The organism is Psychrobacter sp. Marseille-P5312 (assembly GCF_900291405.1).
Taxonomy (GTDB): domain Bacteria; phylum Pseudomonadota; class Gammaproteobacteria; order Pseudomonadales; family Moraxellaceae; genus Psychrobacter; species Psychrobacter celer.
On the sequence record NZ_OLML01000001.1, the window covers coordinates 1,679,420 to 1,693,039 of the forward strand.

Below are 13,620 nucleotides of genomic sequence, written 5' to 3' on the forward strand. Positions count from 1 at the left end.
GAAGATGAGCCAAGCTAAGTCAAAATTTTCACTCAGACAACAGCTAGGACGCGGCAAGCAAATCGCTGGTATGACCACAACGATGGTCGGTGGACTGCGAGCCGCTCAGCGTCTTGGTGCCTTTAAGCAGCCGCCACGCGAAAAGCTACCCCGTTATATTCAGGCGTTTTGTCGTAAGATGGCAGGCTCTTTTGGTGTCAAAGTCATCGAGGTTGAGCCAGTACAGCAGCATCATGGTCTGTGGGTGTCCAATCATGTGTCATGGATGGATATCCCTGTCGTGGGCACGGTAAGCCCCGCGTTTTTCTTGTCCAAGGCGGAGATTGGTGAGTGGCCTGTGTTTGGTAAATTAGCGCATGCTGCCGGCACGCTCTTTATTGAGCGCGGCTCCGGTGATGCAGGCTCAGTGGCCACGCAGATTGCTGAGTTTTTGACCAAAGGGTTTTCGGTTATCTTCTTCCCTGAAGCGACTACTACTGATGGCAAAAAGGTCAAGCGTATCCATGGTACCCTGCTACAAGCTGCGATAGACGCAGATGTCCCTATACGACCGATCCTTATCGCTTATGTCGACAAAGATGGAGCGCTCAGTGAGGCACTGCCGTATTATGGCAAGATTACCATGAAAGAGAGCTTAAAAAAGGTGCTAGATAGTAAGGATGTGACGGCCTATGTGCTACCATTAGAGCCGATAGACCCTAAAGGCTATAGCAAAAGCGAACTGACCGACTTGCTGCAAAGAAAAATGCAAGAAGGATTGGCCGATCTGCATGCGCGGGTACTGAGTGTGCCGCCTAGTCAATAATCAGCTGAGCTGTACAGTCAAATGAAAAGTCGCTGAATAAAAAAGGCGCCAATCGTAGCAATATTTACCGCGATTGGCGTCTTTTTTGTGTTTTGTCAGTGACACATTGGGCGCCGCTTATTAAGGTGACGGATTGGGCTGGCGCGTGTGCACTGCTTCAATGGCCTCCAATACATCGTCAGTGAGTGTCAGATCAATGCTATCGATATTGGATTTTAACTGCGTAAGTGTGGTCGCGCCAATGATGTTGCTGGTGACAAACGGGCGTGAATTGACAAAGGCCAGCGCCATCTGCGCCATATCTAGTCCGGCATCGCTGGCAATCTTAGCGTATTGCTCAGTGGCTGCTAGCGCTTGCTCATTAATATATCTTTGGAATCTATCATACATCGTCAGGCGCGCGCCAGCTGGGCGTTTGCCGTCCAAGTACTTACCTGATAGTACGCCAAACCCAAGCGGCGAGTAAGCAAGCAAGCCGACGTTTTCACGATGGGCAATCTCTGCCATGCCGACTTCATAGAGACGGTTGAGGAGGCTATACGGGTTTTGCACCGTCAGCGGCGCGATTAGACCGTTTTTGTCCGCTTCCCACAGATAGCGCATCAGTCCCCACGCGGTATCATTCGACAGCCCATAAGCACGAATACGGCCTTTTTTAATCTCATCATTCAGCGCTTGGATGGTCTCCAAAAATGGCGTTAAGTCATCAAGCGATTGCGCTGACATCTCGCTGTCATAGCCGCGCTGCCCAAAGAAGTTGGCTTGTCGCTCAGGCCAATGCAGCTGATAAATATCGATATAATCGGTTTGTAGACGCTCAAGGTTGCTATCGATAGCGCTGCTGATTTGCTCAGCATTAAAGCGCGTTTTACCGTCACGCAAAAAGCTCAGGGGTGACATTTTACTGGCCAAAATGACCTTGTCACGCTGCTGGGTCTTGGCAAACCAAGTACCGATATAACGCTCGGTATCGCCTTGCTTGTCTTTATCTGGTGGTGATGGATACATCTCTGCTGTATCCCAAAAGTTGACGCCTTCGCTCAGTGCCATATCCATCTGGGCGTGCGCCTCAGCCTCGGTGTTTTGCTGCGCCCATGTCATAGTGCCCAGACAGATTTTAGAAACCTGTTCATCGAGTTGCGGCAACGTTGTATATTGCATGTCAGTCTCCTTGTGGACTTTGATTTTAGGGTTGAGCATTGAGTATTGAGCGTTGTCAGGGCATTACATGATTTGGATGCCGGTCACCCCAGGCGGGGTTACTTTAAAGACTTTGACCTTAAACAATACCGATTGGCCGGCCAGCGGATGGTTAAAATCGACCTCAATCTCATCCTCATTAATCGCGCTAATAATACCGGGTAAGGTATTTTTGCCTTTATCCTCAAACTCAACCATCATGCCGACTTCTGGATGATCGGCGATAAGAGCAAACTGCGGACGGCTAAAGTGCTGAACGTTGTCAGGGTTCCACTCACCAAATGCCTGCTCTGGCTCAAGGTGAGCTGTGCGCGTGTCGCCTGCGCGTAGATTCATAAGTACTTGCTCAAACCCTGGCAACAAGCTTTCATCGCCGACCGTCAGCGTCACTGGTGCCTCACGGCCAAAGGTGGAGTCAATCACCGTGCCGTTTTCTAATGAAACTTCAAAGTGTAGGCTAACAAGGCTACCAAAGGTGATGCGTGTGTCTTCGTTGGGGTTGATAAATTGTGATTCAGTCATAATCAAAAGCCAATTGTCGTAAATATAATAGAGAAATGATAAGTCATTTTGCTGGGTGTGTAAGCGCAAATAGTGTAACGCAAATGGTGTAATATATCTGCCATATCTTAAATAGGGCAGAATTATGGCAAGTCAAGCACCCAGCAAGCAACAGGGACACGTGCATAAATGGCAAGACGACAAAGGCTTTGGTTTTATTGAAACATCAAGCGGGGCGTCGCTGTTTTTTCACATTAGTGAGTTTAGAGCGCAGCGCCGTCCTGAGGTTGGTGAAGCGGTGGTCTTTGATGTCGGACAAGATAGCCAAGGTCGCCTGCAAGCCAGACAAGTCCAAGAGCTGAGCTTTGTCCAACAAAAAATGGCAGAAAAAAACCGCCAAATCCGTCAGCGTAATCGCAAACGTAATGCCCAAGCAGAATTTGCAGCAGGGCAAAAGAAACGCTTGTTTCTTGGTATTGGTTTTTATGGGGTTTTAATTTTATTGGCGGCAACTCAAAAGCTCAGCTGGCTGGTGGTTGCATGGTACGCTGTGCTAGGCATCGTTACTTATATTACTTATGCCAAAGACAAAGCCGCTGCCCAAAATGGCGATTGGCGCACGCCTGAGTCCACACTGCACGTGTTGAGCGCACTTGGCGGCTGGGTCGGCGCATTGGTAGCACAGACGTATCTACGGCACAAATCACAAAAGCCTGAGTTTCGTATCGTTTATTATTTAACGGTTATTATCAACTTAGCAGGATTACTCTTTGTCATCATGGGCGGCGGGCTAGCGCTTTTAAGCGAATTAGGATAAAGCGTTAAATTAAATCTGCGCCAGTATTTGCTTATACACAGCGGCATCTGAGGCAGAAAAACAGCAAAAAATCACGTCGTGAATGGAAAAGCCATCCATTTGTTCTAAGCCGTTTTGCACATATGCTGTGACTGTATCGATTGCAACCTTAGCTGCCTTATCAATGGGGTAGCCGTAGACGCCGGTACTAATAGAAGGGAAGGCAATACTGCTGAGACCGTGTTGCGCTGCCAAATCTAAAGACTTTTGATAACAGCTGGCCAGTAGTGCTTGCTCATTACTACGACCGCCATGCCAGATAGGGCCTACCGTATGAATCACGTACTGACAAGGCAAATCAAATGCTGGGCTGATTTTGGCATCACCAGTTTGGCAGCCATTTAATGTACGGCAATACTCAAGCAGCTTAGGCCCTGCTGCTCGATGAATCGCACCATCGACACCGCCGCCACCGAGCAAGCTTTTGTTGGCCGCATTGACAATGGCATCGACATGCAACGTGGTAATATCCGTCTGTAACACTGATAGGGTCACGCTGTGAGTACCACTGCTGTTACCATTATAATCATTAGACACTGACAGCTGCTTTTGAGCAATAGGCGTTATTTTGCTATTCGTCATTTGATTGTTCGTCACTTGATTGTTAGGCATGGCTACATCCTTTTTATAGTGAACGTATGGTACTTTAGCGATAAATATTAATAGTTTCAATCTACAAAAACACGAAAAAAATAGGCCACCATTTGGTAGCCTATTGATAACCCTGTTGTTTTTAGGATGTGTCCTCACTTTAGTCGATAGTCATCTAAATGCGTTAAAAATAGCTGACTAGGGCGTGTCCTCAATTCAATCGATAGCCATCTAAATGGGCTAAAAATGGCTAAATCTGGCCAAACGGTGTCAAATAGCTGACTAATATCTCGATATTATCTGCGCTATTTTCCTTGTTTGACTGCGATTTATCTCATTTTTATCACCATTTTTAAAATGAGGACACGCCCTAATATTTCGATACTATCTGCGCTATTTTCGTTGTTTGATTGCAATGTTTTGCGGCCATTTATCTCATTTTTATCACCATTTTTAAAATGAGAGCATGCCCTAATGTTATATTATTTAGGGCTGCGTTTACCTTCCAAAAACAGCATGTCGATGACAATGAACACGACGCCGATACAGATAGCAATATCGGCAATATTAAAAATCGGATAATGCCAAACATCGGCATAATGCACATGAATAAAGTCAATCACATGACCATGTAGCAAGCGATCAATCAGGTTGCCAATGGCACCGCCAAGCACCAGCGCAAGGCCTGTCGATAGCAGCTTGGCTTGCCGTGGTGCTTTGATTAGATAGCCGATCAAAAACAGCGACATCACCAGCGCCAGTCCCGCAAAAAACCACTTTTGCCAGCCGCCTGCATCGGCCAAAAAGCTAAACGCGGCGCCATAGTTGTAAGCCAGTGTCCAGTTGAGAAACGGCTCTAACACTGGCACAGGCTCAAGAAAATTGAGCGTGGTCTCAGCCAGCCATTTGCTCCACTGGTCGATGATGATCACCACCAGCGATAACGCATACCACATAAAGGCGCGACTGCCATTGGCGACCATCTTAGGGGTCTTAGTTAGGCGACCTCTAGGCGTCGATGAGCTGCCAGTGGTTGCATGTGCAGGCTTGGGGGAGCCGTCGGCCTCAACTTGCGGCGACTTGTGAGGTGAGTCTGACGGGTTAGGCGCAGAATTAGGCATAGTGGCGCACCTCGCCTGTACCGCTCACGTTGGTCACGCAGCGCGCGCATAGCTCAGGATGGGCGCGATCGACGCCGATGTCATCACGGATATGCCAGCAGCGTACGCACTTGGTACCTGTGGCAGCACTCACTTTGACCTGCAAGTCGCTTGACTCATCGGCATGGCTCTCTGCTGATACTGAGCCAGTATCCGCGCTCTGAGCAGGGGCCTCACTCATCGGCTGCAGGGTCGCGCTACTGGTAATCAAGACAAAACGTAGCTCTTCGCCAAGCTTGGCCAAGCTCTCTTGCATCGCGCCGCTGGCATACAGATCGACGCCCGCTGATAAGTTGGCGTTGATGATTTTTTCGCCGCGCGCTGTTTCGATATGTTTGTTGACGATGTCTTTGGCCTGCATGATGCGTTGCCAGTCGTCGCTTGTGATGGCGCTTAGCTCAAAGGCTGGGAAGGTGTACCACGCTTGGGTAAATATATAACCTGCGTCTTGTCCGTTTTTGCCTTCTAGTACTTCCCACGCCTCTTGGGCCGTAAAGGACAAGATAGGCGTGATCCAGCGAATCAGCGCATGAGCGATATGATAAATCGCCGTCTGGGCAGAGCGGCGCGGCTGTCCATCAGTCTGAGTGGTGTACTGGCGATCTTTGATGATATCTAAATAAAAGCTGCCCAAGTCTTGCGAGCAAAACGCGGTGACGTGCTGGGTGACTTGGTGAAAGTCCATCGCATCATAAGCACTGATGATTTGTGCTTGCACGGTTTGTGCGCGCTCAATGATGAATTTATCAAGGCTGACCAGCTCATCCATCGCCACGCTGTTGGTCGCTGGATCAAAGTCATCAGTATTGGCAAGCAAAAAGCGCAAGGTGTTACGGATACGGCGATACATGTCGATCGCGCCCTTAAACACGGTCTTACCCGCGCTCATCTCATAACGATAATCACTTGAGGCAATCCATAAGCGCAGCATGTCCGCGCCCGTTTTGTTAATCTCGTCTTGCGGCGTGATGATGTTGCCAAGCGACTTACTCATCTTGCGGCCGTTTTCATCTACCACAAAACCATGGGTCAATACTTGCTTAAATGGTGGACGCTCGTACATCGCCTCTGAGGTCAGCAAGGAAGTCTGGAACCAGCCGCGATGCTGATCTGAGCCTTCTAAATACATATCCGCTGGATTGGTCAGCTCATCGCGCTGCTCAAGTACAGCAAAATGCGTGGTCCCTGAGTCAAACCACACGTCTAGCGTGTCGGTCGCTTTGTCATAGTCAGCAGCCTCATCACCCAAAAAGTCCTCACAGCTGGCATCAAACCACGCTTCCACGCCGCCATCAGCGATTTTTTGTGCCGCCGCTTCCATCAGCTCTAGCGTGTTTGGATGCAGCTCACCGGTTTCTTTATGCGTAAAGAAAGTGATTGGCACACCCCAAGTACGCTGGCGTGAGATACACCAGTCAGGACGGTCAGTCATCATCGCCTCGATGCGGTTTTGTCCCCAAGCTGGCGTCCATTTGACCGTTGGAATATCGGCAAGCGCTCGCTCGCGTAAGCCTTTGGCTTCCATATTGATAAACCACTGCGGGGTGGCGCGGAAGATAATCGGCGACTTGTGACGCCAGCAATGCGGGTAGCTGTGCTCGATTTTGGTATGGCTAACGAGGTGGCCGTTTTCGTGCAAGGTGGCGATGATTTTTGGGTTGGCTTTATAGATATGCTCTCCGGCAAATATCGCAGCGCTGTCTAAATACACACCCGTACCGCCCACAGGGTTTTCAACCGGCAAGTTATATTTTAGGCCAACGATATAATCGTCAAGACCATGACCCGGCGCGGTATGGACGAGGCCTGTACCGCTATCGGTGGTGACGTGATCGCCTAGGATAAGCGGCACTTGACGCCCTTCAATCAATGGGTGCTGGGCGTGCAGACCTTCAAGCTTGCGTCCTGATACGGTCGCCAAGATACCTTTGTGGTCAAGCTTTAGCTCGGTCAGCGCAGTTTCGATCAAGTCTGTCGCCAATAAAAAATGGCCTCTGTCTGTTGCCACCACGCTATAGTCGTGCTCAGGATGCACGGCAATGGCTTGGTTGGCAGGCAGCGTCCATGGCGTCGTCGTCCAAATGATGGCAGCAATACTGCCGTCGATGCCATTTAGCGCCTCTACCTTGTCTGTATCCACTATATCAAAGCTGACGTAGATGGCGTCAGAGACTTTGTCTTGGTATTCTACTTCGGCTTCGGCGAGGGCAGAGCTACAGTCCAAGCACCAGTTCACAGGCTTCATACCGCGGGTTACGTGACCATTATCATAGATTTTTGCCAGTGCACGGACGATATTGGCTTCCTGCGCAAAGTTCATGGTGAGATAGGGGTTGTCCCAATCACCAAACACGCCCAGACGTTTAAAGTCGGCTTTTTGTAGCTCGATCTGGGTGCGGGCATACTCGCGGCACAGACCACGAAACTCAGTGGCCGAGACTTTTTGACCGACTTTGCCGACCTTGGTTTCGACTTTTTGTTCGATAGGTAGGCCATGACAATCCCAACCAGGAACATAAGGCGCATCAAACCCCGACAGCGTTTTTGACTTAACGATGATATCTTTTAAAACTTTATTGACCGCATGACCTAAGTGAATCTGACCGTTGGCATAAGGAGGGCCATCATGCAAAATATACTTTGGCGCACCTGTGCGCGCCTTACGAATTTTGCCATAGACATCATCGGCTTCCCACGCCGCTAGCCAGTCAGGCTCACGTTTGGCGAGGTTTGCACGCATGGCAAACGGGGTGTCGGCGAGGTTTAATGTATCTTTATAATCGTGGCTTGGGGTGTCGGTGCTTTTGTCAGTCATAAAAGGTATCTTATAAAATGATGGTTAGAAGTGGGAGAAAGAGCCGAGTACATGCTGATCTAAAATAGCGTGCGGATGTTAAGTGAACGCTACGCTTACTGTGTCACTATTAATACTGGTATTTGGCTGCGGCGCTAGTTAGTAATATAGCGGCTTCCAACTACAATCACTTTATGTCGTCACAAGCAGATAAAAGCGTCTGCCTACATCATAAATACTAATGAGATGATTGCAATGCCATATACCGATATTAAAATAATAAGAAAAGTGGCGATAATAATGACAGCTATTATATGACAAAACCAGTGGGGTAAAAAGAGCTGGCCGGTATCGTCCTGTTTTTAGCCAAAACCAATAGTTTATACCATCAAACCAAGACTAAAAAAGAACAAGGCTAAAAAAACAAGAGCTAAAAAACCGATGACAGCCATAAGCGTAGTTTTAGTGACCACAATGGCTGGATGCCCGTTAGACCTTGCGCCATTTCACCCTCTTTTAAGATGACATAAGAGGGCGTTACTTGTCCTTGCCAGCCAGCGAAGATTGCGCCGTCTTCGTCGTTGATAGTGGTGAAGTCAAAATTATTTTGCTGCATATACTCTGCAAGCCGTTGGTTGGAGCCTGACTTAATGGCCACTGTCACTACCGGATAGCTATCACTAGCGGCAAGCTTATCGATAGTGGGCGAGGTATAAGTACATATCGGACACCAAGTACCCCAAAAATACACTAGCGTAGGCTGCTTGTGACTCATCGCTGCTAAGTCTAGTGTCTGTTCTTGATAGTCGGTCAGCTGCAATTGCGGGTTGGCAGGCATGACTGGCTGACGCCACCAATTAACCGCGGTATAAATGACGGCAAACATCAAGCCATATATCAGTATCGTCTTGATAAGCGACAGCGCTTTTTGCTGTGGCGTCTTTTTAGGCTTTGCCGCTGTGGTATCAGTATCAGTTGTCATAAGGTCTGCTTTTTATGCTTGTCATGGTATCAAAAAGTGTCTGGTCGTTGTTTATTATCGCGTGTGCTAGGCTGTGTCCTCATTTTTATCACCATTTTTAAAATGAGGACATGCCCTAGATAAAAATAAACGGCTGAATGCTCAGCCGTATGATTCCTAAATGCTTTAAAACACCAATTCTTTAGAACACTGTCAAAATATCGTCCATCGCTATTGCTGTACCGATTTTATGTCGGAGTGACGATAAGCGCTTAAGGTTTTTGTGCGCGGTCTTGTAGTGGGTCGCCGGTCAGCACGCTGCCTGTGTTTTCTCGGCGCTCGCTTGTGCTGAGCTTACTGGCTAGTACTTTCGACTTTTTCTTCCATTTTAGGCTAAACAAGTCATCGCGGCGGTCAAGCAAGTTATGTACCGAGCCTTCGTGACGGACGTGAATCAGCTTGTCCAAATCTAAGTCAGAGAAAAAAACCATCTCAGTGTTTGCGGTGGTTTCTGCCATAATTGCGTCATGAGGAAAGGCAAAATCTGATGGCGAAAAGATAGACGACTGGGCGTACTGAATATCTAAGCTCTCAACCTGTGGCAAGTTGCCAACAGAGCCGCAAATCATCACGTAGCATTCGTTTTCGATAGCACGCGCCTGAGCACAGTGGCGTACGCGCAAGTAGCCATTTTGAGTGTCTGTCCAGAACGGCACAAATAAAATATCCATGTCATCGAGTGCCATGAGGCGCGCAAGCTCTGGGAACTCAACGTCATAACAGACTAAAATACCAACGCGGCCGGCATCCGTATCGAATACTTTTACCTCATCGCCGCCCTCAATCACCCAAGCGCTACGCTCGTGGGGGGTGATATGGATTTTGCGCTGCTCTTCTACCGTCCCGTCACGGCGACACAAGTAGCTGACATTATAGAGGGTATCGTTTTCATCGAGTAGCGGCATAGAGCCAGTGATGACGTTGACGTTATAGCTGACGGCTAAATGCGAGATTTCATTCTTAAACCATTCGGTATAGTCTGCCAAAAATCGAATAGCAACGTTTTGATCCGTCGACTCGCATAGTCCCATCAAGGGCGCGTTAAAGAATTCCGGCAGGCAAGCAAAGTCAGAGTTGTAGTCGGCCATGATATCGACAAAAAACTCCACTTGCTGTAGTAGCTCTTCAGGCGAGTCAACTTCACGCATCTGCCACTGAATACCGCCGATACGCACCTCTGACTTGCGGGTGCTGGGCTTGTATTCTTGTGGTTCATAATAGATATTGGCCCACTCAAGTAGTGTAGCAAAGCCCTTGGACTGGGCATCATCTGGTAGGTACGCGGTCAAAATACGCTTGACGATAAAGCCATTGGACAGCTGAAATGATAGCGCAGAGTCGTGAATCTCACGAGACTCGACAGCATCGATATACTCGCCAGGGGTCAGGTCTTGGTGGTTGTGATAATTGGGAATACGGCCACCGGCCAAAATCGCGCGAAAGTTAAGCTGACGGCATAGCTCTTTGCGCGCATCATACAGCCGGCGTCCGAGGCGATACCCGCGATAGTCAGGGTCGATCAGCGCGTCCAAACCATAAATCGCATCGCCTTTTGGATTGTCTTTGATGATCTCTTTGTGACCGATCAAATCATCATAGGTATGCGGGTTAGAAAACTTGGCATAGTCAACGCGCATCGACAGCACGATGCCGATCAGCTGATCATGGTCAAACAGCGCAATCTGCCCTTCAGGAAAGGCGTCTATGAGCGTATGAATGGTGTTTTTTGACCACGCGCCGCCTAGGTTGGCGTAGACGCGATCCATCAAGGCTTTTAACTGGGGGTAGTCTTTTTTCTTAATCTCGGCAATCGTCAAATGAAAGTCGTCTGTTTTTTCAATCTTGCTCATAAGGTTCCTATCTGCTGTTTTTATAAAAACTTTTCGTGTAACAAAAGCAATAAAAATATTCCTATTAGAGAATATTGTCGTTACAATCGTTTATTGCCATGTTTACAATGGGTTAGAATGATATAGTCCATCTGATATAAAAATGATACAACGCTTCATTGAGCGACTAATAGCCATATATCTGATTTATTTGGATGCGATTATACTCTTTCATCTGCCCTGCTGAATTTGCCAGTAGTGTTGTAGATATCGTGGTGCGTTTTTATCGTCATAAAGGCTATATTGCTGGTTATGATAGCAAGTCACATGGGCAATGACAGTCTAACGTGGTAACTATTTGCTACGTTTTTGTGAGCCGGCTTTGATGTCAGTGATGTGCACTCAACTATTGTTATCACTCAAGCAGCGTCTTGTTTGGCTTATTTGCTTCGGCTATCGGCACAAGTGCCCCTTTAGGATTTTTATTATGCCCCTCACTCATACCACTGCATTTAGCCAACTAGATAACATAGCAGATGATGCGTTGGTACAGTTGGTGTATGTCAGTAGTCTGACGCTGCGCTCGCGCTTAAGCGCTTCGATATTTGATGAAGTAGAAGGCCATGCGAAAGATTTTAATGAGCAGCATGGTATCACCGGTACGCTTTGTTATGGCAACGGCCATTTTTTGCAATGTATTGAAGGCGAGAAGGCCGAAGTGGCGGCGCTGACGCAGCGTATTTTTGCCGATGAGCGCCATAAAGACGTGCAAGTGCTCGTATTACAAGTGATTACGCAGCGTGATTTTTCAGACTGGCGCATGCGTTTGCTTTTTTTGGAGCGCTGGCTTTGGTCGCCTGCCACCAAGCAGCAGGCGGCGCAGTTGTCACCGTATCTGCCATTTGCGCCGCATGGCTGGTCGCCTGAGCGTACCGAACAGTTTTTGCAAATTATCAAAACCTTTGACACCCCGCCACATATCAAAGCCACTGGTATTACTTATAATGCGCTGGGCAATATGGTGCGTCATATCGCCGCCCCGCATCAAGCGTTTTTAGTGGTGCAAGGGTTTTTAAGTGTGCTATTAATCGTTGGTTTGGTGCTGTTATATTTATAAGCGGTGCTATTGTGCGAAAAGATAATAGAAAAATGACGCTAAACTCTGAGGTTTAGCGTCATTTTTTATGGTTATAGATGGGTTGTTTTGATAAAAAACTTCTTACACATCAAAGACCTTACCACGATTCATAATATTATTGGGATCAAACACCTTCTTAATCTCACGTAAATACGCAATCTCAGTCTCACTGCGGCTATAGTGTAGATACGGTTTTTTCGTCATACCCACCCCATGCTCTGCAGACACCGAGCCGCCATATTTTTGTACCGTTTCAAACACGTATTTATTGACAATTTGACACTCACTAAAGAAATCATCTTTGCTCATGTTTTCAGGCTTTAGAATATTGAGATGCAAATTGCCATCGCCGATATGACCAAACCAGCACACCTCAAAGTCTGGATAGTTGCTGGCGACGATATGATCAATCTCAGCGATAAATTCCGGCACATAGCTGATGAGTACCGACACATCGTTCTTATAAGGGGTAAAGACTGAGATAGTCTCAGAGATATATTCACGTAGCTTCCACAGCTCTGCCGCTTGCGCCAGACTTTGGCTCATGACACCATCGACGACCCAGCCTTCAGTCATACAATGCTCAAAGATGGCCATGGCTTTATCCATGATAGGCTCATAGGGCGCTTCAAACTCAAGTAAGGTATAAAACTTGGTACGAGACTCAAACGGCTCTTGTACTTGACCATGGGCCATGAGTTTATCGATAGCGACGTCATCAAAGAATTCAAAGGCGGTCAGATCAATCTGCGCTTGAAAGGCGGATAACACCTTCATGACATCATTAAAGCTGTCCATGCCCAGTACCATGACGTTTAAGTCTTGTGGCTGACGCTCAAGCTTGATTTGGGCATGGGTGACAAAACCTAGGGTGCCTTCACTACCGATAAACAGCTGACGCAAGTCGTAGCCGGTGGCGTTTTTTATCATGCCGCGGTTGAGTTGCAAGATGTCGCCTTTACCGGTGACGACGGTGAGCCCCATGATCCATTGACGGGTCATGCCATAGCGGATGACCTTGATGCCGCCGGCGTTGGTGCCGATGTTGCCCCCGATTTGACTGGAGCCTGCTGAGGCAAAGTCGACAGGGTAGTATAGGTCTTTTGACTCTGCGAACTGTTGCAGCTGTTCGGTGATGACGCCGGCTTCAATCTCGACCATACGATCGGCAGGATAAAAGGTGCCGATTTGGTTCATTTTGTCCATGCTGACGACGATTTCGCCATTGGCGGCAACGGCACCTGCCGACAGACCGGTACGGCCACCACTAGGGGTGAGGACGATGTTGTGCTCATTGGCAAGCAGGACGATGGCTTGTACTTGTTCGGTGGTCTTTGGAAAGACGATGGCAGAGGCGGCTGGGGCGAAGTGTTTGGTCCAGTCTTTGCCCCAATACTCAAGGCTTTCAGGGTCGGTTTTGATTTGGGCTGGGTCAAACTGATGGCTTGCAAGCAAACAGTCTAAAAGGCTTTGGACGGCGGCGGTACTAGGGTTAGACGGGCTTTGGCTAGATAAAGAAGTCATGGTCAACTCTCGGTATAAACGGTAAGTACTATGCATAAAGGGGATTATTATATCGCTAAATGGATATAACGCGGCAGTTATAAGTATGTTTATATAAGGGGAGGTCGCCCTCAAAAAAAACAGTTCAACCCAGTTTGGCAGCGTGTCGCTACCAGCGTTTACTATAGCATAAATAGTTTTCAGGCTAGATAATCAATAATT

11 protein-coding genes are annotated in these 13,620 nt (G+C 48.0%); 3 read left to right on the plus strand and 8 right to left on the minus strand.

Annotated features, from left to right (window positions below):
- The first annotated feature begins 4 nt into the window (after nucleotides 1-4).
- Nucleotides 5-805, plus strand: a complete 801-nt coding sequence (locus tag C6W44_RS07250; RefSeq protein ID WP_105244832.1) for a lysophospholipid acyltransferase family protein — start codon at nucleotides 5-7, stop codon at nucleotides 803-805.
- A gap of 120 nt (nucleotides 806-925) precedes the next feature.
- On the opposite strand, the gene C6W44_RS07255 is transcribed toward C6W44_RS07250, so the two are convergent.
- On the minus strand, nucleotides 926-1,966 hold the full coding sequence (locus C6W44_RS07255) for an aldo/keto reductase (RefSeq protein ID WP_105244833.1): 1,041 nt from the start codon (nucleotides 1,964-1,966) through the stop codon (nucleotides 926-928).
- Nucleotides 1,967-2,029: 63 nt separating this feature from the next.
- Complete coding sequence (fkpB, locus tag C6W44_RS07260) at nucleotides 2,030-2,527, minus strand: FKBP-type peptidyl-prolyl cis-trans isomerase (RefSeq protein WP_075102068.1); 498 nt, start codon at nucleotides 2,525-2,527, stop codon at nucleotides 2,030-2,032.
- Nucleotides 2,528-2,651: 124 nt separating this feature from the next.
- On the opposite strand from fkpB, the gene C6W44_RS07265 reads away from it, so the two are divergent.
- Nucleotides 2,652-3,323: a DUF1294 domain-containing protein gene (locus C6W44_RS07265; protein ID WP_105244834.1), complete on the plus strand. Its 672-nt coding sequence runs from the start codon at nucleotides 2,652-2,654 to the stop codon at nucleotides 3,321-3,323.
- 9 nt (nucleotides 3,324-3,332) lie between these two features.
- On the opposite strand, the gene C6W44_RS07270 is transcribed toward C6W44_RS07265, so the two are convergent.
- From C6W44_RS07270 to C6W44_RS07290, 5 genes are all read right to left on the minus strand, one after another.
- The gene (locus C6W44_RS07270) at nucleotides 3,333-3,974 is read right to left on the minus strand and encodes an O-acetyl-ADP-ribose deacetylase (protein ID WP_226941343.1); all 642 of its coding nucleotides are present in this window, start codon (nucleotides 3,972-3,974) and stop codon (nucleotides 3,333-3,335) included.
- Nucleotides 3,975-4,435: 461 nt separating this feature from the next.
- Complete coding sequence (lspA, locus tag C6W44_RS07275) at nucleotides 4,436-5,074, minus strand: signal peptidase II (RefSeq protein WP_105244835.1); 639 nt, start codon at nucleotides 5,072-5,074, stop codon at nucleotides 4,436-4,438.
- Nucleotides 5,067-7,928 carry an isoleucine--tRNA ligase gene (gene ileS, locus C6W44_RS07280; protein ID WP_105244836.1) on the minus strand — a complete coding sequence of 954 codons (2,862 nt, stop codon included), beginning with the start codon at nucleotides 7,926-7,928 and terminating at the stop codon, nucleotides 5,067-5,069. The genes lspA and ileS overlap by 8 nt, the downstream gene beginning before the upstream one ends.
- 409 nt (nucleotides 7,929-8,337) lie before the next feature.
- The gene (locus tag C6W44_RS07285; RefSeq protein ID WP_105244837.1) at nucleotides 8,338-8,889 is read right to left on the minus strand and encodes a protein disulfide oxidoreductase; all 552 of its coding nucleotides are present in this window, start codon (nucleotides 8,887-8,889) and stop codon (nucleotides 8,338-8,340) included.
- Nucleotides 8,890-9,140: 251 nt separating this feature from the next.
- A complete protein-coding gene (locus tag C6W44_RS07290) occupies nucleotides 9,141-10,778 on the minus strand; it encodes a carbon-nitrogen hydrolase family protein (protein WP_105244838.1) in 1,638 nt (545 codons plus the stop codon).
- A gap of 466 nt (nucleotides 10,779-11,244) precedes the next feature.
- On the opposite strand from C6W44_RS07290, the gene C6W44_RS07295 reads away from it, so the two are divergent.
- Nucleotides 11,245-11,874, plus strand: a complete 630-nt coding sequence (locus C6W44_RS07295) for a BLUF domain-containing protein (protein ID WP_227526385.1) — start codon at nucleotides 11,245-11,247, stop codon at nucleotides 11,872-11,874.
- 102 nt (nucleotides 11,875-11,976) lie between these two features.
- On the opposite strand, the gene C6W44_RS07300 is transcribed toward C6W44_RS07295, so the two are convergent.
- Nucleotides 11,977-13,419, minus strand: coding sequence for an FAD-binding oxidoreductase (locus C6W44_RS07300; protein ID WP_105244839.1), 1,443 nt, complete (start codon nucleotides 13,417-13,419; stop codon nucleotides 11,977-11,979).
- Between the last annotated feature and the right edge of the window lie 201 nt (nucleotides 13,420-13,620).

What these genes read in the sequence shown, in the direction of transcription:
- C6W44_RS07250 (WP_105244832.1), top strand. Translation starts at nt 5, where the DNA reads ATGAGCCAAGCTAAGTCAAAATTTTCACTCAGACAACAGCTAGGACGC.
- C6W44_RS07255 (WP_105244833.1), bottom strand. Translation starts at nt 1,966, where the DNA reads ATGCAATATACAACGTTGCCGCAACTCGATGAACAGGTTTCTAAAATC.
- fkpB (WP_075102068.1), bottom strand. Translation starts at nt 2,527, where the DNA reads ATGACTGAATCACAATTTATCAACCCCAACGAAGACACACGCATCACC.
- C6W44_RS07265 (WP_105244834.1), top strand. Translation starts at nt 2,652, where the DNA reads ATGGCAAGTCAAGCACCCAGCAAGCAACAGGGACACGTGCATAAATGG.
- C6W44_RS07270 (WP_226941343.1), bottom strand. Translation starts at nt 3,974, where the DNA reads ATGCCTAACAATCAAGTGACGAACAATCAAATGACGAATAGCAAAATA.
- lspA (WP_105244835.1), bottom strand. Translation starts at nt 5,074, where the DNA reads ATGCCTAATTCTGCGCCTAACCCGTCAGACTCACCTCACAAGTCGCCG.
- ileS (WP_105244836.1), bottom strand. Translation starts at nt 7,928, where the DNA reads ATGACTGACAAAAGCACCGACACCCCAAGCCACGATTATAAAGATACA.
- C6W44_RS07285 (WP_105244837.1), bottom strand. Translation starts at nt 8,889, where the DNA reads ATGACAACTGATACTGATACCACAGCGGCAAAGCCTAAAAAGACGCCA.
- C6W44_RS07290 (WP_105244838.1), bottom strand. Translation starts at nt 10,778, where the DNA reads ATGAGCAAGATTGAAAAAACAGACGACTTTCATTTGACGATTGCCGAG.
- C6W44_RS07295 (WP_227526385.1), top strand. Translation starts at nt 11,245, where the DNA reads ATGCCCCTCACTCATACCACTGCATTTAGCCAACTAGATAACATAGCA.
- C6W44_RS07300 (WP_105244839.1), bottom strand. Translation starts at nt 13,419, where the DNA reads ATGACTTCTTTATCTAGCCAAAGCCCGTCTAACCCTAGTACCGCCGCC.